We start from the raw sequence: 20,172 nt of genomic DNA on the forward strand, positions 1-20,172 counted from the left end.
CAAATCTGGTGAACTGTCGGTATAACTAAGTTTGGAATTCTATAATCTGAGTCTCAGACGGCCACCGTTTGATCTGAGGAGTCCCCCTTTCTTCTAGGAAAAAGAGCGATGAACGAAGCCGAAAATTCAAACAGCCCTGATTGGCTTGAGTACAGCGATTCTCAGGATGACTCTGCTCAGGCGGTTGAGGGTGTCGAGTCTGCGATTGTCGTGCACTCTGCTGAAAATGGCGTTCAAGAACCTGCGGAAGACGGCTGGCAAACGCTCAACTTTCCCAATGCGCTGAGTGTCGATCAGATTCCTCATGCAGAAGAATTAGAACAAGCCAATGCTCGAATTTTGCAGCTAGAACAGCAGTACAAAGCGGCGATCGACCATATTCAACTGATTGAACAGCAACAGACAATGGTCGTCGATTGCATTCGAGACCTTGAACAGCGTAACAGCGGACTGACGACTCAAACTTCTCGCCTCGAAGAAGCCCTCGAACAGTCGCGCAAAGCCGTTCGCCTCGAAAGACGACGCTGGAAAACTCAGATGCTCGCCCAGATCGCCCAGACCGAAGAAAAACTTCAGGCACAAGCGGCGATCGTCTCGCAAAAAGATCAGGCATTAATGGATGCCCAACACTCGATCGCCAAGCTGTTTCACGAATTAGAGCAATCTCACCAAACCGCTCAAAAGCAGCAAATTCTGATCGAGACGCTCACCGGACAGCTTGAATCAAGCCAGGAGCAAGTCGCTCAACTAGAACGAGAATGCGCCCTGACTCAACAGCGCTACGATGATCAGATTCAGACCGTCAGACAGGCCGAAAATTCTTGTCGAGACCTGCGATCGCGCCTCCATCGCCAACAGCGCTACACGTTACAGTTCAAAGCTGCCCTGGAGAAATGTTTGGAGGTTCCCGCTCCTCAATCTCAGGCAGAGGTCAGCGAGATGATTGGTGAAAAGTCAGACGCACCCATTCAGCTATTTGCGCCCAAAGCACAGCCCGTTCAGCCCTGGTCAGCGCAACCTGAATATTTGGCGATCGAACCACCGACGCAATTTGCAGAAGGCGCGATCGAGCCTGATTTCTATTCCACTCCCACGACTCCCACCGTTTGGGACGTTGAGCCAGAGCCTCCCATTTTGGACTCTATTTCAGAACTCAATTTAGAAGCCAGCACCTCAGAAGAAGCGTCTCCATTGATACCAGATGTCTGGGCGAGTGACAGTATGGAACTTAGTGTAGAACTTTCTGAAATCACCCTTCCTCAACCACCGACTCAGCTAACTCCAGTCAGTTACACGATCAAGCCTGTCGAAGCGTCTGACACGCCAGAAGAAACCGCCCACCACTGGAACGTTCAGCTATTTAACCCTCAATTTGACCCCCCCGCGGATCAGCCTGTCTCTGAGCCGACCCACAGCGAAACCGATTTAGAACAAAAGCTGAGTGCTGCCCTTGAGACCTTTGAGACCTTTAAATCGCAGACTGATGAATTACAAGCTGATAAATCGCAGCCCACAACTGAGTCTGTATCGCTAGAAAAGTCCCTTTGGGAAGAGCCTACGGTTGCGCCCACTGGTGAAACTAGCGACTCGACCCCGCCAGAGGCAGAAACGGAACTCGCCATTCTAGAGAGCAAAGTAGACGGAGAATCTGTGGATGAAACCCTGATCACCCCCTTTGAACAGGTTATTCTCGATCACTTTTCATCGACTCCACTCGTCACGCTACCGTCAGCTACTCAGTCTCCTGAACCTGCTTTAGCCTCCTCCCCGTTTATCACGCTCCAGCCTACAGCTCAATTTTCTGAACCTGTTGAGCAAGCTGAGGAGGTCGCGACAGTGCCTTTTCGGAGCGGGCCGTCTCCAGTGGTCTATCCCTTGCGATCGACCAAAAAGCGTCAGTCTCTTGCGGCTGTTGAGCTACCAAGTTTTCCGCGTCGGGGAAAGTGAAAAATGAGGGATGAGGGATGAGGGATGAAGGAGAACTTCGATGATCTGTTCCCCCTTTTGGGGTAATCCGCTGCGCGAGGAGGGATGAAAGAAATTTCAACCCTCGCTTTTGCTAACGGATGGGTGAGGTGACTTGGTTTTCTCTGGAGGTGCGATCGCCCACTCGATCGCTTTTCATCAACTTGGGATTTGGCATGAACTGGGGTTTTCCCATTCCGTAGGTGAGGGCGTAGGCTTGAGATAAAAGCCAGAGCCAGAGTGAGGGAAATTGCTTCTCTAAAGTGGGCTGAAACTGAAACAGAAGTTTTGGAAACCAGCCCGCCAAAAGCCAACTCAAGAGAGCATTCCAACCAAAATTAAAATAGTTTCCTAACCAACGCAGGAGATCTTTTGGGCCCGCCATATCCCAGATCCACAGCAGCAAAGCTGGATTTTTGAGCGCAGCGACGATCGCCATGCGGTTAAACCGTGTCCAGGTGACGCGATCTTTGATAAAGGCATCAGCAATCTCTGGAGGCTGAGTCGCTAAGACATCAAAAAACGTGTTGAGCATGGCATTGACGCGCTCTGGAGGCAGCGATCGACCCGTCGGCACCATCATGCCCTTTGAAAACAGCCAGGTGACCGAAACGTTGCTCTGATAGGCGTGAATGCGATCGAGGTGTTGGGCACTGAGAAGGTCGTGTTTGAGGGCGGTGTCTAATAGGTGAGTCAGGCGAGAAAGATTTCTGACGAGAGAACCAAAGCCAGTAAACACAAGCGGCGACTGTAGAGACGCAGCATCTCCGATCGCGGTCAACCGATCAAAGGAAACGCGGCGATCGCGACTCGTCACACTAAAATGACCCGGAATGTAGCCAAAAGTCGGTTTGCGCCAAACTAGTTTCTCAAGATCACAGCGCCGATATTCCGGCAAAATCGTGAAAAAATCCTCGTACATTTCCAGCAGAGAACCGGGATTGTCAGGATGCACCTGGTGATAGTGAAACAGGTAAAACGTCAGATCGTTTCCTTCACCGGGAAATAGCTCCCAGATCAGTTGCCGTCCGCGAGAAATATCCCCGTGACTGTTGAGGACATCGCCATATTGAGAGTCCCAAACGCCTGGCTCAAAACCATCCGAAATCACCGCACCCACCGTGGGACACACACTATCAAACGCCCGTCCGCCATTGAGTTGCCAAGCGATCGCTGAGGCTGTTCCCATTGCATCCACAAGGAGCCGTCCTGTCACTGGTTTCTCAGCTTGAGTGGGTAAGTGTTTTGTTTGAATAGTGACTTGATGTTGCCCAATTTCGGCACTGATAAACTCGGTTTCTTCCCAGATTTCGCCGCCACACTCGCGCAGTTTTTCACCACAGAGGCGTAAAAGTTTGTCAGAATCGATCGCCACATTCAAAACCGTGGGCGTATGTAGCACTCGCGCCTTAGACTGCGGCGGATTGTTAGCATCAAAAAATTTATGAAACCCATCCACATATTCTCTAGCGATGACGCGATCGAACTCCGCCACCGTAAATAGCCCCAGGTCAATCAAACTCTGAAACTCACTGCGAGAAATATTCCATTCCCGATTCATCCGTCCAAAGGGCAACCGCTCCATCAAGAGCACCCGATACCCCAATCGAGCCATTACCGCCGCATGAATAATCCCCAGAGCGCCCCCAACATAAATCACATCGTAAGTAGGATTTTGAGGATTCTTTGAGGTAGATTCTCTCTCCTCTCTCCTCTCTCCTCTCTCCTCTCTCCTCTCCTCCCGAAACAAAACCTGCTTCGGCTCCTGCGGATTCTTCACGCCTTCACGCCAGCGTTGCTCCCACCAATAGACCCGTGTGAGGTCATATTCTCCGTTGGGCATTTTTTGGAAGTAGTGGACGGTCTTGGGATAAGTTGCCGCAAGCGCCTCAAAAATAGATTGCTGAGACAGATCAATTTTGGGCGGCTCAGGATACTGTTCTGGAAAGCGAGTTCGGATGGCTTGAGTCAAATGTTTGAGAAAGGTTTGTTCTCCAGCGATCGCCTGTCCTGCCCACCGAAACACCTTTAAATACGTGGAGCGCTGAAGTGACCAGACAAAAATTGATAGCTCTGAGTCATTTTCAGGAATAGCGGCACTAGACTGTGTTGCACATCGTAGCCGAAACCCCTCTGGCGTAAGCACCTTTTCGCCGACTGCGGGCGCATACTCCTGCTGTAGCCAAGCTCTTGCCATCTCGACATCTGGAGTAGGAATCTCTAAATAAAGGATTTCTTTCATCGAAAAATTTGAACTCCGTATAAATTACCAAGAGGGAGGGGTTGACAGCGGATCAAAATACGCTACACTCCTGATACTCAAGCCGAATTACGAAACTTTACAACTCTCTCATGATCCTGAGATCATTGTGTTCCGAATGCCCGCCATGAACTATCCTATTCCAGCTAACCCCCAAGAAATCGCCGCTCTAAGACAAAAACCAGTCAATGAAGAACTGATTGCGTCGGCGATCGCGGGAGTCGTCCAGGTGGCACGAGATAAAGGGCAATCTCTAGAGGATCTGATGGCTGAGGTTTTGGCAGATGATAAGCTGCTGGATCGATCGCAGAGACGCTGGCTGGGTGAGATTGTGGCTCAAGCGTGGGAGCGACTTCCTTAAGAGAGTCTTAATCCCTCTTAACCGTTAATTCTTCGGGCAATTTGGGTACAAGCAAAAGTACTTTTTAATCGATACTTCTGCCTCTAACGGTTTGCGCTCTCTGTGGAATGGAAAGGGGAGCCTTCTCGATCGTCCGTTCTTGAACTCGATGCGACTGAAAATGTTTTTGCCAAAGTTCGGGTGCGTTGAGTGTTTCACCACCGTGTTTCGTCAACCTTTGCCGCACCTTACAGAGAACTGGAGTGTTGACGCAAGCGCCCGATATGATTACCTGTCCTTTGGTCAAGGCTGGTAACTCTTTGAGCAAATCTCGCCCTGCCGCCTCTACGCCATATTTCAGACTCTCCTGATCCACCGGGTTGACAATCCGCATGATGAACTGACTCATACACTGAGACAAGACATCCGAGTCGATTTTGCCAGGACGCTGCGTAATCAGCCCAATTCCTAGCCCAAATTTTCGACCTTCGCTCAAAATCGTTCGCAAAACGGCCTTGCAGCGAGACGGTTCGTTAGCGGGGGCAAACCGATGGGCTTCTTCTAACAAAATAAAGACAGGATAGGGCAGATAGTTTTCGTCGTTGGATTCGACCAGTCCCCGGTGAGTGTTCATGCGAGCCTGATTGGACTGTCGCAAAACCGCCGCACAGATCACCTGCTGTTCTTCCTGATTGATCTCATTCATTTGCAAAACAGTCACCTGTCCCGGCTCAAACAAGTCTCTAGGACTAACCGTATGCTCAAACGTGTGGAAATATTGCGATCGCTCCAGTCGTTCTAGTTTCCATTCCAACGCTGGGGCCGAAGAGCCTTGCTTGAGATTGCCTTCGTCATCTTCTTGGACATCGGCTTCTCGCACGGCTGCAATGAGATCTTGCACACTCCAGCGATGCTCTCCTCTTTTGTGCTTTTGCAGCAATCGAAATGCTTTGTTGAGAATAGACTGCTGACGATCGCTCATTTCTGGCAGCAGACTTAAGATATCGTAATAATCTAGCGACGACATGCGAATCCGAATATCTTCGGGAGTCAACACCTTGACCTGGGGCGCGTAGCCATCCTCGGAGGCAAATTTGGGATGTCCTCGCATTTCGGTGAGCGTGCCATATTCACCATGAGGGTCAAGAATCAGCACCGCCGCTCGATTGTGGGGCAACATCAATTCCTCAACCAAAACGCCTGCCGTATAGGATTTTCCCGATCCCGTCCCCGCTAAAATCGCCATATGGGTGCTGACTAGCTCCTTGACATCGAGGGCGATCGGCACCGCGTCCGTTTCTCTCAGCAACAAAGACCCAATGTGAGCCGAGCCAACGTCTTTGGGCTGCCGACGATTTAACACCTGCCGCAGCATTAGATTGTCAGCTAGACAGACCTTTGCGCCCGGATCAGGGGTTTTACGGGGATTCATAAAGCCCAGTCCCGGATCAAAATAGCCAATCACATCGACTGCGACCTCGTAGATCTCCGGATTGTCGTAAGTGAAACCCACAAGAGCGGCGATCGCCTCCGGACTGATTTCGGTATCGGCAAAGATGCGATCGGGCAGGTGATCGATTAAGCGGCGTGCAGAAATTTTGCCCAAAATCTTGCGACGAACGCTAGTATCCAAAACCTCGTAGTACACGTACTCTCCGATCTTGACATAGCGGTTGTCAGAGGTAATGAAAACATACTGATTGCCGTTTTCACCGGGGCCTTTCACCGTCCCAACCACGCTAGGAGAGAGAGAAGATTGCGCTGAGGTCATGTTGGCTAAGGAGAGTTGTGATAGATTAGAGCGATCGCTTAAGTGTTCGTTCAAGTGTACTATGTCAACCCCAAAAAGCAATCAATCGTGACCTAAGAACACGCCATTCCGTATACTGTACACCGTATTGCAAATTCAGCTATTCCTGACTTCCTCAGTGCAACTTAGGAGCTTTTGAGAACGATCATCACTAATCGTAGGGAAATTACGGATACCGTAAAATTCTGCACACTGTAATCTGAGAGCTAACGACACTCACGGGTAAAGTGGTGGGCTAAAAATGACTCCACTTTCGCTTTCGGTTTTAGAGTCACTCGGTCAAACATATTTTGGGTGAGGGGACTCTACAGTTCAGAAACTATGAGCATGACCACAGGATGCAAGCAAGAGTTTCGCGATCCAAAATGGAATCGCCAGAAGTAGCGGGGCGCTTGCTAGACCCTGCCCATTCCAGAGAAGAGCGTCTTCTCATTCCTTCCGAATGCCCTTCCGAATGCAAGTCTTCACCCACCAGTTATCCGGTTGAACCCGCTCTCGTGCATCAAAGCCCAACCCAACCCGTTCAGCAGCTATCTGAAATGCTGCTATGGCATCAAATAACCCAAGCTGTTGTCACGAGTTCGCAGCCAGAAACCGTCCTGTCTAAAATTGCAGCGATTTTGGGCGAATCTTTTGCAGTAGATGCCTGCCTAATCTCTGTCTCAGCGAGTCATCAACCTCAGCGTCAAGCCTATTGGTTTGTAGACCAACACACGACACAAGTTGAAGGCTTGACTCCCTACTGGGAGATTGCCGACACAGCACTTACAAATTCGGGCTTCATCATTTCTGATTTACAAACTAGTGAGGTCACTTCCACCTGGCAAACGCTGCCCTTTCGAGCCGTAATAGCGGTTGAGACTCGTTTTCAAGGTCAGGTGAATGGCGTGGTCATCCTGCTGCGATCGCTCCCCCACTCCTGGTCAGACGCTGAGGTAGCAACGTTGAATACGACCTCCCCTCAAGTTGCCGCTGCAATCTCCCAGGTTTTACTCCAGCAGCAAGTTCTTAAGCAAGCCCAGTATCAGTCGCTGATTCGTCGCCTCACGATGTCGATTCAGGACTGCGTAGATCTCCCCAAAATTCTCAAGTTGGCCGTTGATGGCACGGCTCAAGCGCTTCAAGTCAAACGAGGGTTTGTGCTGCGGTTAAAGTATTGGGACCCGCGACACAGCATTCGATCAAGTGTCGATCGCGTTTCTAGAGCCAGAGTGATCGTAGAGTGTGAATGGCGGCAAGAACTAGTGGAGCGGGCGATCAGCCTAGAACTATCTCCTCTCGCCGAAACTCCAGTCAGTCAGTCTTTCTGGGTTTCAGAATGTGTCCTCTGTGAACACGCTATCAGCAGCACTTCTGGGGCTTTGACGTTTAGTGATGCCCATGAGTTTCCGCCGCAAATCGAATCGACGGGGATCGCTCCCATTTTTGACCCCGCCCAGATGCCTGCGTTGCTGTTGGTGCCCCTCGAAAGCAAAAACAAACTGTTAGGATTCATTGCCCTACAACATGACCAGCCTCGAACCTGGCAGCCTGATGAGATCGAGCTTGCTGAATTGGTGAGCGCTCAAATCAGTTCAGCCATCATCCAGACTGAGACGCTGCGTCAAGTAGAATCTCTGGTCGAAGAGCGGACGGCCCAACTTCAACAAAGCCTTGAGCTTCAGGCCAAACTGTATGAGGTTACGCGCAGGCAGATCGAAAAGCTGCGAGAAATGAACCAGCGAATGGATGAATTTCTCAGCACCTTGAGCCACGAACTGCGTACCCCCTTAACAAGCATGATGTTGGCAATCCGAATGCTGCGAGAAGCGGAGTTGCCAACCGATCGTCGCACTCAATATCTCAACATTTTGGAACAGCAGTGCGCTCAGGAGACCAATTTGATTAATGATCTGCTGGCACTTCAAGAACTGGAGACTAAGCAGGTTCCTATTCAGCTTCAAAAGGTCGATCTCAAGCAGGTCGTCAGCGATCTGACACAGCCTTTCTATCAGCGTTGGGGACTCAAAGGTTTGAATCTGGAGGTCGATCTACCCAAGCGATCGCTCAATCTCAACACCGATTTGTCTAGCCTTAACCGGATTCTTTTGGAACTATTGACCAATGCAGGCAAGTATTCTGACCCCAACAGCACAGTTTCGCTAAAGGTGACTCAGCAAACGGGTCAGCAAATTGCATTCACCCTGTCAAACTATGGGCCTGGCATCTCAGAAGAAGAGCTACCCCATATTTTTGAGAAGTTCCGTCGCTGTCAAGGGATGACTCAGAATGCGGTTCCGGGTACAGGATTGGGGCTGGCGTTGGTGAAGAGTCTGGTGCAGCATTTGAATGGGACGATCGCGGCGACGAGCATTCCCTCAGAGGGTCATCACGAAACTTGCTTCACCGTGTTGCTGCCCCAAAATCTTGAGATCGTCGAATAAATCGCTGTTTGATCCGTAGTTTTGATTGAGGAATCAGTAGATACCCCCAGCGGGAATCTGACGACCTTTCTCGGCAAATTCTATCAAGCCATTCTTGACGATTTGGTAAGTGTATTGAGGCTTTCCTGTTTTGTCGGGGAAGACTGGGTATAATACCCTGAAGTTATGTTACAAACTGCGACACCCCATTCTCTCCGCTGGCAACAGCAAAACTACTCTCCCCTGGCCAGACAGGTGGATATTTCGGTGTCGGCAGCCAAATTTGCCTTTAACCTGTGGTGGGATCGCAACGTTGCAGACCGATCGCCCCAACATCGTAACCGTCGCGCTCAATGGTTAGCGGGAACGCTGCTCGATCTAGGGCCAACCTTTATTAAGATCGGGCAGGCCCTCTCTACACGGGCTGATTTGCTCCCGATCGAGTACGTGAACGCGCTGACAAAGCTTCAAGATCAAGTTCCGCAGTTTGGGGCAGATCAGGCGATCGCTATTATTGAATCAGAATTAGGAAGCTCGTTACAAACGCTTTATCGAGAGTTCGATCGCATTCCTTTAGCCGCAGCAAGTCTGGGACAGGTACATCGGGCCCGACTGCACACGGGCGAAGAAGTGGTGGTGAAGGTGCAGCGTCCGGGTTTGGATCGACTGTTCAAGCTTGATTTACAGGTTTTGAGTCGATTGGTGAGGTGGAGTACGCGCTACTTTCCGAGTGCCCGACAGTACGATTTAGATGCGATTTACGGCGAGTTTGCGGACATTTTGTGGAAAGAAGCGGACTACATTCAAGAAGCAATGAACGCCGATCGCTTTCGTCATAATTTTGCGGATCATCCGCGCATTGTGGTTCCCAAAGTTTATCCTCGTTACACGACTCAAAGAGTGTTGACGATGGAATATGTGCCTGGAATCAAAGTCAACGATCGCCAAAGTTTGGAAGCGATCGGCATTGATCCCAAGGAAATCAATCATCTGGGTATTTGCGCTTATCTTAAGCAACTGTTGCAGGATGGTTTTTTTCAAGCTGATCCCCATCCTGGTAATATGGCGGTGACTCAAGACGGCAGGCTGGTTTTCTACGATTTTGGCATGATGTCAGAGGTGCAGCCGCTCAACCGCGATCAAATGGTCAAGACGTTTTTTGCTGTGCTGAAGAAGGACACGGATGAAGTCGTCCATACGCTAGTGGATATGGGCTTGATCGAAACGGTGACGGACATGACCCCAATCAAGCGAGTGGTAGGATTTTTGGTCGATCGCTTCACTGAGCGGCCGATCGAGGTTCAGGATTTTAAGAGTTTGCGCGGTGAGATGTATACGCTGTTTGAGCAGCAGCCTTTTCGCCTCCCCGCTAAGATGACGTTTATTATCAAGGCGTTGACAACGCTGGATGGGGTGGCGCGGGAGCTTGACCCGCAATATAGCCTGCTGGTAGCCGCAAAGCCCTTTGTGACTAGTCTTGTTGTCGCGTCTCCGAGACAGGGTAGTGGGTTGGGGGAGTTGGCGCGGCAGGCGAAAGGCTATTTAACGTTTCAACTCAACAAGCCCAACGCTACAGAACAGGCGCTACGGCGGTTAGAAGCCCGCTTGGAGCAAGGAGAATTGCAGATTCGGGTGCAGTCTGTGGAGAGCGATCGCCACCTCAAAACGCTGCGGCTGGCTGTGAAGGCGTTGCTATATGCCTGTCTGACGGGCTTTTCTGCATTATCGGGGACGGTTTTGCTGGTGGGAGGCACGTATTCAGGCGGGGCGATCGCGGCCTTTGTGCTGGCGGGCGTGTCGGGCACGTTTTTATTGAAGTCTTTGATTCGGTTGGCGATTCGGGAGAAGCTCGATCGCTTGGCAGGTTAAAAAAGTCCCCCATAAAATCGCGGTAGGGTGTAGAAAGGATTCAGGATGCCTGCTTTGAGATGGCTGGCAGTTCCGATCGTTGACCTTTTTGCACGCGGCGCTATGGTTTCTTTCTCTAAAAAATTTCGGCGGTTTTGGCTGGTGGGGATCATTCTCCTGGCGATGGCGCTTACAGGCTGTGATCCGCAAGATTATCGAACGCAGGCGGCTCAGGTGTCTCAGATTGTGGAAAGTCAGATTGGCGATCCCAAGACGTTTAACTTCGCGCTGAGTAATGAGAGTCCCAATGTGTTTGGCTACATTTATGAAGGACTGATCGGCGAAAATGCGTTAACCGGAGAGCTAGAACCTGCGCTGGCGGAGTCGTGGACGATTTCGGACAATAAGCAGCAGGTGGTGTTTACGATGCGTTCGGGGTTGAAGTGGTCGGATGGGGAGCCGCTGACGGTGGATGATGTGGTCTTTACCTATCAGGATATTTACCTCAACCCTAAGATTCCGACTGACATTCAGGATGTGTTGCGGATTGGCAAAGCGCGAAAGTTGCCGACGGTGAAAAAGCTGGACGATCGTCGCGTTGAGTTTTCGACACCGGAACCGTTTGCGCCTTTTTTGCGAAATAGTACGGGCTTGCCGATTATGCCTGCTCACATTCTGCGAGAGACGGTGACGCAGAAGGACAAAGAGGGCAATCCGCTCTTTCTCACCACCTGGGGCACGGGGACAGACCCGAAGAAGATTATCTGTAATGGCCCTTACACGCTGGATGAGTATGTGACGAGTCAGCGAGTGATCTTTCGGCGCAACCCTTATTATTGGCGCAAAGATAATCAAGGCAACCAGCAGCCTTATGTTGAGCGGATTGTCTGGTCTGCGGTCGAAAACCAGAATCTTTCACTGCTGCAATTTCGCTCAGGGGGCCCTGACGCGATCGAACCGCTTCGCCCGGAAGACTTTCCTTTGTTGAAGCAGGAAGAGAAGCGGGGGAAATTTACGCTGCATGTGGGCGGCCCGCGTCCTGGAACGACGTTCATCGCGTTTAATCTAAATCAGGGGCGGCGTAAAGGGAAGCCAGTCGTCGATCCAATTAAGTCTCGCTGGTTTAATAATGTGAAGTTTCGGCAGGCGGTGGCCTATGGCATCGATCGTCAGAAAATCGTCAACAATATCTATCGCGGCGTTGGGGTTCTGGTAAATTCGCCGATCATTTCTCAAAGTCCGTTCTTTCTTCCACCCGAAAAGGGACTGAAGGTTTATAACTATGAGCCTCAAAAATCAAAGGAGCTTTTGAAAGAAGCTGGGTTCAAATACAATCCCCAGGGGCAATTGTTGGATGCAGACGGTAATCGAGTCCGGTTTACGCTGATGACCAACGCTGAGAATACGTTTCGGGTGGCGATGACGGCTCAGATTAAGCAGGATCTCAGTAAGTTAGGCATTCAGGTAGACTTGAACCCGATCAACTTCAACTTAATGCTTGACAAGCTTGATAACTCGCTCGATTGGGATTGTTACTTGATTTTGATGGGGGGCGGTGGACGCGATCCGCACGGTGGCACCAACGTCTGGTCTACCGAAGGGTCTTCTCATAGCTTTAATGCGCCGAGTACGCCGAGTCGTCCGATCGAAGGTCGGGTGATCGCGCCCTGGGAGGCTGAAATCAGTCGCCTGTATATTGAAGGGTCACAAGAACTAGACGAAACCAAGCGTAAAGCCATCTACGCGAGAACTCAGCAACTTTCTCAGGAGTACCTGCCCTGGATTCCGTTGGCGAATGGGTTGTTGTTGGCGGCGGTGCGCGATCGGATTCAAAAGGTTGAGTACCCAGAGCTAGGCGATGCGCTGTGGAACATTCGAGAATTGCGAACGGTGGATGAGTGATGTAGAAGGGTGTCAAGAGTCACTAAATTAATCATCAGCATGAGAAAGGTTCTTTTGGGCGATCGCTTTCGCAGAGGGTTGTGTGTCATCTGGGCGATCGCTGTTTTGTGGACGATCGGGGGGTGCAGTTCGACAGACTTGAGGAGTCAAGCGGCGCAGGGGACGCAATTAGTTTTAAGTACGCTCAATGATCCCAAAACGTTTAACCCGGCATTGATCCAGGAGTTTCCTAATATTTCGCTCTTTTGCTTTGAAGGGTTGACGCAGGAAGATGGGGTGACGGGCAAGATCAAGCCTGCGCTGGCGGAGTCGTGGACGATTTCGACTGACCGCAAACATGTGATCTTCAAGCTGCGTGAGGGGCTGAAGTGGTCGGATGGTCGGCCTTTGACGGCGGATGATGTAGTGTTTACGTTTGAGACAATTTTTGACCCTAAGATTCCTACTGACTGGAAGGACGCGCTAAAAATTGGCGTGAAGGGAGAGTTTCCGACGGTTCGCAAGCTGGATAATTTGCGGGTCGATTTCACATTGCCGGAGCCGTTTGCGCCGTTGTTGAGTGTGACGACTGGGGCACCCGACAATGTAGTAATTTTGCCGAAGCACATTCTGGGGGAGACCGTGAAGGCGATCGGCAAGGACGGCAATCCTAAATTTCTCTCAACCTGGGGCACGGATACTGACCCGACGAAACTGGTGGTGAACGGGGCTTATCAGATGGAGAGCTTTACCGGAGGGCAGCGGCTCGTTTATCGACGCAATCCTTACTACTGGCGCAAAGATGAGCAGGGGACGCAATTACCGTATGTTGATCGCATTATCTGGCAGTTTGTTGAGAATGTAGATACCCAGCTTTTGAGATTTCGATCGGGCGATCTGGATGCGATGGGAGACGCTCGGCCGCTGCGTCCTGAATACTTCTCACTGCTCAAGCGCGAAGAGAAACGGGGCAGCTTTGAGGTCAAAAACGGGGGCGCGTGGTCAGGCACTCTCTACATGGCGTTTAACCTCAACAAGGCACGGGATCAAAAAGGGAAGCCAGTCGTTGATCCGATTAAGTCGGCTTGGTTTAATACTTTGGCGTTTCGGCAAGCGGTGGCTTATGGCATCGATCGCGATCGCATCAACAACAATATTTTTCGCGGCTTGGGCACGATTCAAAATTCGCCCATCACCGTTCAGAGTCCGTTCTTTCTATCTCCCAAGGAGGGCTTAAAGGTCTATAACTACAACCCTGACAAATCGCGAGAACTGCTCAAAGGGGCGGGGTTTAAATACAATGCTCAGGGGCAGTTGATAGATGCTGAGGGTAATCGAGTCCGTTTTACGTTTAACACCAATGCAGGGAATAAGGTGAGAGAAGCGATCGGGGCACAGGTTAAACAAGATCTCAGCAAGATTGGCATTCAAGTAGACTTTAACCCGATCAACTTCAACACGCTGACCGACAAGATCTCCAGCACTCGCGATTGGGAGGTTCACATGATTGGTTTTACAGGGGGGGTCGAGCCTCACGGCAGCGCTAATCTTTGGATGAGTGGGGGCGGTTCGCATTCTTTTAACTTAAAGCAGCAACCCGGACAGTCCCCGATTCAAGGTTGGGAAGCCAACGATTGGGAAAAAGAAATCGATCGCCTCTTTATCACCGGGGCTAGAGAACTCGACTTTGAGAAACGCAAACAAATCTACGCGCAGTTTCAAAAAATAGTGCAGGAACAGCTACCTGTGATTCATCTGGTGAATGATTCGGCGTTGATGGTGGTGCGCGATCGAGTCCAGGGTCTCAAGTATTCAGGTCTGCCCAGTTGGGGACTTTGGAATATCGAAGAACTGAGAATTAGGGATGAAGGATGAGAAGACAGGGAGGAGGGATGAGGGAGGAGGGATGAAAGTAGGGCTTTGAGTGATGCAACCTTTGATCGTGGCTCTGATAGATTGAGAATTCTGTTTTAAGCTTGAAACTTTGCGGATGACCAGAAAAGCATCGTGCTGGACTTGCTAGACATCCTGCGCCTACCTCAGACCATCACTGCCGAACCCTGGATCATCCCACTCCCACCTCAGAGTATCGTCAACTCACCTCAGAGTATTGCACTTGATTCTTTGAGCACCGTCAACCCACCTCAGACCATCAGCAACCCACCTCAGAGTATCGCGCTTGATTCTTTGAGTATCGCCAACCCACTTTAGAGTATCGTCAACTCACCTCAGAGTATCGCGCTTGATTGTTTGAGTATCACCAACCCACCTCAAACTATCACCGCCGCACCTCAGACCATCAACTCAGATATAAACCACTTCCCATTCGTCCCTTCTCACTCCTTACTCCTCACTCCTCACTTCAAAATGACTCAACCCGAAGTTCTCAAAAATCTCCTCAACGCCGTCGCCCAAGGAAACGTCAGCCCAGACGAAGCCATGACCAAACTCAAGCATCTCGACTACGAACCCGTCGGAGACTTTGCACACATCGACCATCATCGTGCCCTGCGGACTGGTTTTCCAGAAGTGATCTGGGGACAAGGCAAAACCCCCGACCAAATCGCTCAAATTATGGAGGCAATGCGCGATCGAGCCTCCGTTGTCATGGCTACCCGCGTCGATCCTGAAACCTACGCCTGGATCAAAGAGATGATCCCCGATGCTGAATACTACTCAATGGCTCGAATCTGTGCCCTAAAGCGTTCTGCCAACTCATCTCAGAGCTACACGAATCCGGGGACGATCGGCATCCTCTCGGCAGGCACCGCTGATCTCCCCGTCGCCGAAGAAGCGGCCGTCACAGCAGAACTTTCTGGCTTTCACGTTAAGCGACTCTGGGACGTAGGCGTTGCGGGCATTCATCGACTATTGGGCAATCTGCATGTGATCGCCGATGCTGACGTGCTGATTGTCGTGGCTGGAATGGAGGGAGCCTTACCCAGTGTGGTGGCGGGTCTGGCAAACTGTGCGATCGTCGCAGTTCCCACAAGTGTCGGCTATGGGGCCAGCTTCAACGGTCTCGCCCCGCTTCTCACCATGCTCAATTCTTGTGCGGCAGGTGTAGGAGTTGTCAACATCGATAACGGCTTTGGGGCCGCAATTCTAGCCGGACAAATCCTCAGAACGGCTGCCAGACTCAAAGCTCAATAGCTGAGAATGTTAATTGAGCAAGTTTTTTTGCTTCGTTGTTCAGCGCTTCTGCCCCCCAAGCTGCCAATTCTGGGGGACTTTAAGAGAAGAGTTCCAGTTCCTCCCTCCTCCCTCCTCCCTCCTCCCTCCTCGCGCAGCGGATTACCCCCAAAGGAGGAACAGATCATCGCAGTTCTTCCTCATCCCTTCAAACTGCCTCGCCTGAGTTGCTCACGCTCGATCGCTTCAAACAACGCCCGAAAGTTTCCTTCTCCAAAACCCTGTGCTTGTAGAAGTCGATCGTCCAGTGCATAAGTTCTCCGCTCGATCAGTTCAAAAAAGAAAGTCGGACACTCAAAGATCGGCTGAGTAAAAGTTTGAATCAACACCCCCTCTGGTCGATCGATTTGCCAATCTACCAAAAGCTGTTGCGCTCTAATCTCCATCAGTTGAGACTCAGAAAGCCGATAACTGGGACGCTGTTGTAGCTGCGTGTAATAACAGTCTGGAACCTGCAAAAAAGATAAACCCGTCTGACGAAACCGAGCGATCGCCTCCACAATATTTTCAGTGTGCAACGCAATATGTTGAATGCCTGCCCCCCGATTCAAATCCAAAAACTCCTGAATTTGTGAGCTTTCCGAAGTCGGCTCATTGATGGGCAACTTCACCGAACTGTCGGGATACTGCATGACACGACTGCACAACCCAGAGCGATCGGTCTTAATCGCAAACATCTGCTGCGGCTGAAACCCCAAAACTGCCTCATACCATCTAACCGCTTTCCCTAAGTCTCCTGATGCGACATTGAGAACGACGTGATCGATTTCGGTGAATTGGGTGAGGTGTGAGGTGTGAGGTGTGAGGTGTGAGGCGTGAGGCGTGAAGCGTGAGGAATCTAGCAAGCTTGGACTGCTTGAAGCTGCTCGCTCAATCAAAGTGTGTTTCAGCGTTCCCCAGGCGGCGATTTGAGCTGATTTGACCCTTGCTTGAGCGTCAAGTCGGATCGGCTGTAACACTGGAGTGCCAAGGGCGATCGCCCTTTCTATCACCGCCTCTAAATCCTGCACACAAAACGCCACATCGACTACGCCCGGAGGATGTTGCTGTAAAAAACGCTTGACAGGACTGGACGCGGCTAAAGGCGACGAGAGCAAAAACTTAACGGCACCATTGACGATCGTTTCCGTTTGAGTGTCATGATTCTGATTCTGCTCAACCGCTTGAAACCCCATCTTGTCAACGAACCAACTTCGAGCTGCGATCGCATCGTTTACATAAAAATGAATATGGTCAATTTTCATAAAAGCCAGCAAATTTGTCCAAAAAGCTTGCCTGTTGATTTTGCCGCGATTATCGAATTTTCAGGTCACTCTCAAGGAATAAACCAGATTGATCGAGACATTCCCCAGTTTTTCAGCTTCTATATCCGCGCAGGGCTGACTCATCTCATTGGGCTGACAAGGATGACTCTGCTCTGCATCTTTATTTACATTTCTTTACGTCATTCTCCATCATACTGAACTCATCTCTAAATCGAGCAGCGCACTGATACCAAGCCGTTACTCTTGACTGAGATGGTACAGGCTGTTCTATCGTTTTAGAGTGAGATTAGTTGTGAAAAGAGGGGGAAGTGTGGAGTATCTGGAGTCATCGGGGCAGGCAGAACAGTTGCGAGAAATTGGGTCAAAACTCAGCCAAGAACGTCAAGCGCGATCGATATCCCTAGAAGAAATTGCCGCAAAAACCTACATTCCCATGCGATTGTTGGGCGCGATCGATACAGGTCGCCTGGATCTGTTGCCAGAGCCTGTCTTTATTCAAGGATTTATTCGTCGCTACGCGGATGCATTGGGTTTAGACGGTACAGTTTTGTCAAAGGGGTTCTCGATCGAACAGCCGCAAGCCCCACCCAAGCCAAATCTGATGGAAGCCCCTCAACACCCGCCCGAAGAGGTCTATCAGCCTCCTGTCTCTAGGCAACCTAACTGGCTCTACGTTGTCGGCGGCGTAGTTGGATTGGGTGTCCTGGGACTGATCGCCACCAGTCTTGCCAACCGCCCCAAAGTGGCGGAGCCATCCAAACCGATCTCGACTCAAAAGCCTGTTGTATCAGCCGCTTCATCTCCCGCCAAAAAAGCCCCACCCAAGGCGAGTCCGAGTGTGGTTGCTGCAAGCTCTGTCAAGGTTTCACCGAGTCCGAGTGTGGCTCCTTCACCGAGTCCCAGTCCTGCTGTCGCAACGGGCCCAGTCGAGGTCAAGGTCAACTTAATCGACGAAAGCTGGGTAGAAGTCCAGGTAGACGGCAAACTGGCCTATGAGGGAACGCTACCCAAAGGCACACAAAAAAGCTGGTCAGGTAAGCAGCAAGTGGTGATCAGTTCGGGCAATGCGGGCGCAGTCTCGGCATCCTTTAACAATACAACCGCAAAACCTTTGGGAGCGTTGGGCGCAGTCACATCGGTGAGCTTTCCACCTGTCGCTTCTGCTGGGAATTAGGGACGCTGGACATGGGACTAAGCAGCATTTAGAGTTTCGGTCTAGTGTCTTGATCTCCTGTCTTTGGTCTAGAGACTTTTTGGGGTGATCGCCACCGCCCCATCCAAACTTTGCGCCCGGTAAGTGTTGGGAGAATATTGGTCGAGGTGCTGAAATAGGGCGACTCTTGCAGTTTCTAAGCAGTGCGTTCCTGCGTTGCGGCAGGTGAAAAACTCCAGGGCTGCTTTGCCGTCGGGAAAGAGCCGCACCTTGGGCGACAGGTCTTTGATCCCTGAAGTGCGCCATTGCCACTGAGCAGACGGCAGCGAGTCGATCAGGTGATGGTCTGACCACTGGCGAGTTTTGCCCAATGCCCCAGATTCTAAAAGCTCTCGGCGCAAAATCGAGGCAATGACGTAAGACATGGGAGACCGATCGCCCTCCACCGCCTCCATAAAATCAGCAAGTGTGCCCTTTGGCTCAGGCGGCTTGTCTCGACCCCCACACATTCTCAGGGCCTCTTGAAGATGGGCTGTTGTGCTTAAGGATTCGGGAAGGGCCCAGGTTGCGTTGATGCCGTCTAGCTCGCGCCCTTGCTCAAGGCGAAACAGATAGCTGACAAGCCGCATTTCTGGTTTTAGCCTCAGTCCGGGCAGCTTGGCTAACACTGATCCAGGATTGACTGCACTGATAAACCATTGCCCTTGAGTGTTGGGGCTGTGAATTGTTTCTTCAGGAATACCGCCAAAGTGAAACAGATCCCCCAGTCCATCTAGCGAATCAGGCTCTGGTAGTTCTTCGCCGCCAGCAGACCACTTTTTAGGATGATTCTCGGAATCGGGGAAGGTCAGCGCACTTGTAAGATACCAACGAATCTTTTGTAGGGCTTCGAGGGGGACTTTCTGAGTTGCCATGAGCACCGGAAGAGAGCGTGCTTCTAAGATACCCAAACGATCGGGAAAGTGAGGAGGGAGGAGGGAGGAGTGTTCTAGCAAGAGATGCCCTAAATCTTCTACAAGTGAGGGAGCTTGAACCGAAAATTGCCTTTCTAAAACGAATTCATCCTCTATGCCTCCCCGCGAAGCGGATTACCCCCAAAAGGGGAACAGATCATCGAAGTTCTCCCTTCCCCCTCATAATGCTACCGTGTACACACAAGTCCGGAATCGCTTCGTTTCAACCGGCTTCAGCCCCCTAAATCCCCCATTCTGGGGGACTTTGACAAAGGAAAGATTTCCAAAGTTCAAAGCCATGACGACAGCTCAAAGTCCCCCAATTTTGGGGGATTTAGGGGGTGAAGGGCCTCGGCAATGATGGATCAATCAACTGGTGTGTACACGGTAGCCCTCATAATGAGAAAAGACCTTTACATTGCTTCATCATGGCGAGAGATTTGCGGGGATTTATCAAACAGCTTGAGCAACGGGGCCAACTGCGACGGATTAGCGCTCCCGTAGATTCAGACTTGGAGATTGCCGAAATTGCGACCCGAATGTTGCAGCGAGGTGGACCGGGGTTGCTGTTTGAAGATGTCAAAGGATCGCCCTATCCCGTTGCGATCAATCTGATGGGAACGGTTCAGCGAGTCTGCTACGCCATGAATATGGAAACCCCCCAGGAGTTAGAATCGCTCGGCAAAAAATTGGCGCTGCTGTATCAGCCCAGACCTCCCAAAAAGATTTCTCAAGCGATCGACCTGGGTAAAGTTCTCTTTGATGTGATTAAGGCGAAACCCGATCGCGATCTCTTTCCCGTTTGCCAGCAGGTTGTTCTCAAAGATGATGAAGTCGATTTGACGAAACTGCCGCTGCTGCGCGTCTATCCAGGAGATGCCAACAAGGTAATGACGTTGGGATTGATGATCACCAAAGATCCTGAAACCAAAATTGTCAACGTGGGCGTGTATCGCTTGCAGTTGCAGTCCAAAAACACGATGACGGTGCAGTGGCTATCGGTGCGGGGAGCGACTCGGCACTTGAGAAAAGCGGCTGCAATGGGCAAGAATCTGGAGGTGGCGATCGCTCTTGGGGTTGATCCTTTAGTGATCATGGCGGCG

Annotated in this window: 13 protein-coding genes; 9 read left to right on the forward strand and 4 right to left on the reverse strand. The window is 51.0% G+C overall.

Going from position 1 to position 20,172, the window contains the following annotated elements:
* Positions 1–108 precede the first annotated feature (108 nt).
* Positions 109–1,947, forward strand: coding sequence for a hypothetical protein (locus ACJ2PR_RS23725; RefSeq protein ID WP_446878794.1), 1,839 nt, complete (start codon positions 109–111; stop codon positions 1,945–1,947).
* 112 nt (positions 1,948–2,059) lie between these two features.
* Here ACJ2PR_RS23725 and ACJ2PR_RS23730 read toward each other — a convergent pair whose 3' ends face one another.
* Positions 2,060–4,207 (reverse strand): flavin-dependent dehydrogenase, encoded by a 2,148-nt coding sequence (locus tag ACJ2PR_RS23730; protein WP_446878795.1) that lies wholly within the window; start codon positions 4,205–4,207, stop codon positions 2,060–2,062.
* A 145-nt stretch (positions 4,208–4,352) separates the two neighbouring features.
* Between ACJ2PR_RS23730 and ACJ2PR_RS23735 the strand changes: the two genes are divergently transcribed.
* Entirely contained in the window at positions 4,353–4,586 is a 234-nt protein-coding gene (locus ACJ2PR_RS23735) for a hypothetical protein (protein WP_446878796.1), read from the forward strand.
* A gap of 64 nt (positions 4,587–4,650) precedes the next feature.
* Here ACJ2PR_RS23735 and ACJ2PR_RS23740 read toward each other — a convergent pair whose 3' ends face one another.
* A complete protein-coding gene (locus ACJ2PR_RS23740) occupies positions 4,651–6,390 on the reverse strand; it encodes an ATP-binding protein (RefSeq protein WP_446878797.1) in 1,740 nt (579 codons plus the stop codon).
* Between the two features lie 350 nt (positions 6,391–6,740).
* Between ACJ2PR_RS23740 and ACJ2PR_RS23745 the strand changes: the two genes are divergently transcribed.
* The 5 genes from ACJ2PR_RS23745 (at position 6,741) to larB (ending at position 15,659) form a co-directional block, all read left to right on the forward strand.
* A complete protein-coding gene (locus ACJ2PR_RS23745) occupies positions 6,741–8,798 on the forward strand; it encodes a GAF domain-containing sensor histidine kinase (RefSeq protein ID WP_446878798.1) in 2,058 nt (685 codons plus the stop codon).
* A 165-nt stretch (positions 8,799–8,963) separates the two neighbouring features.
* Positions 8,964–10,646, forward strand: a complete 1,683-nt coding sequence (locus ACJ2PR_RS23750; RefSeq protein ID WP_446878799.1) for an ABC1 kinase family protein — start codon at positions 8,964–8,966, stop codon at positions 10,644–10,646.
* 45 nt (positions 10,647–10,691) lie between these two features.
* Positions 10,692–12,527, forward strand: coding sequence for an ABC transporter substrate-binding protein (locus ACJ2PR_RS23755; RefSeq protein ID WP_446878800.1), 1,836 nt, complete (start codon positions 10,692–10,694; stop codon positions 12,525–12,527).
* Positions 12,528–12,566: 39 nt separating this feature from the next.
* The gene (locus tag ACJ2PR_RS23760; protein ID WP_446878801.1) at positions 12,567–14,381 is read left to right on the forward strand and encodes an ABC transporter substrate-binding protein; all 1,815 of its coding nucleotides are present in this window, start codon (positions 12,567–12,569) and stop codon (positions 14,379–14,381) included.
* A 492-nt stretch (positions 14,382–14,873) separates the two neighbouring features.
* Entirely contained in the window at positions 14,874–15,659 is a 786-nt protein-coding gene (gene larB / locus ACJ2PR_RS23765; protein WP_446869072.1) for a nickel pincer cofactor biosynthesis protein LarB, read from the forward strand.
* A 179-nt stretch (positions 15,660–15,838) separates the two neighbouring features.
* Here the strand turns inward: larB and hppD are convergent, their stop codons facing one another.
* Positions 15,839–16,954: a 4-hydroxyphenylpyruvate dioxygenase gene (hppD, locus tag ACJ2PR_RS23770; RefSeq protein WP_446878802.1), complete on the reverse strand. Its 1,116-nt coding sequence runs from the start codon at positions 16,952–16,954 to the stop codon at positions 15,839–15,841.
* Positions 16,955–17,255: 301 nt separating this feature from the next.
* Between hppD and ACJ2PR_RS23775 the strand changes: the two genes are divergently transcribed.
* The gene (locus ACJ2PR_RS23775; RefSeq protein ID WP_446878803.1) at positions 17,256–18,137 is read left to right on the forward strand and encodes a helix-turn-helix domain-containing protein; all 882 of its coding nucleotides are present in this window, start codon (positions 17,256–17,258) and stop codon (positions 18,135–18,137) included.
* Positions 18,138–18,205: 68 nt separating this feature from the next.
* Here ACJ2PR_RS23775 and ACJ2PR_RS23780 read toward each other — a convergent pair whose 3' ends face one another.
* Positions 18,206–19,030: a hypothetical protein gene (locus ACJ2PR_RS23780; protein WP_446878804.1), complete on the reverse strand. Its 825-nt coding sequence runs from the start codon at positions 19,028–19,030 to the stop codon at positions 18,206–18,208.
* A gap of 467 nt (positions 19,031–19,497) precedes the next feature.
* On the opposite strand from ACJ2PR_RS23780, the gene ACJ2PR_RS23785 reads away from it, so the two are divergent.
* A partial coding sequence (locus tag ACJ2PR_RS23785; protein WP_446878805.1) for a UbiD family decarboxylase domain-containing protein occupies positions 19,498–20,172 on the forward strand: 675 nt, incomplete at its 3' end.

Source organism: Phormidesmis sp. 146-33 (assembly GCF_052939515.1).

Coding starts and splice junctions, on each gene's coding strand:
- ACJ2PR_RS23755 (WP_446878800.1), top strand. CDS start 10,692: ATGCCTGCTTTGAGATGGCTGGCAGTTCCGATCGTTGACCTTTTTGCA.
- ACJ2PR_RS23725 (WP_446878794.1), top strand. CDS start 109: ATGAACGAAGCCGAAAATTCAAACAGCCCTGATTGGCTTGAGTACAGC.
- ACJ2PR_RS23750 (WP_446878799.1), top strand. CDS start 8,964: ATGTTACAAACTGCGACACCCCATTCTCTCCGCTGGCAACAGCAAAAC.
- ACJ2PR_RS23745 (WP_446878798.1), top strand. CDS start 6,741: ATGGAATCGCCAGAAGTAGCGGGGCGCTTGCTAGACCCTGCCCATTCC.
- ACJ2PR_RS23760 (WP_446878801.1), top strand. CDS start 12,567: ATGAGAAAGGTTCTTTTGGGCGATCGCTTTCGCAGAGGGTTGTGTGTC.
- ACJ2PR_RS23780 (WP_446878804.1), bottom strand. CDS start 19,030: ATGGCAACTCAGAAAGTCCCCCTCGAAGCCCTACAAAAGATTCGTTGG.
- ACJ2PR_RS23730 (WP_446878795.1), bottom strand. CDS start 4,207: ATGAAAGAAATCCTTTATTTAGAGATTCCTACTCCAGATGTCGAGATG.
- ACJ2PR_RS23735 (WP_446878796.1), top strand. CDS start 4,353: ATGAACTATCCTATTCCAGCTAACCCCCAAGAAATCGCCGCTCTAAGA.
- larB (WP_446869072.1), top strand. CDS start 14,874: ATGACTCAACCCGAAGTTCTCAAAAATCTCCTCAACGCCGTCGCCCAA.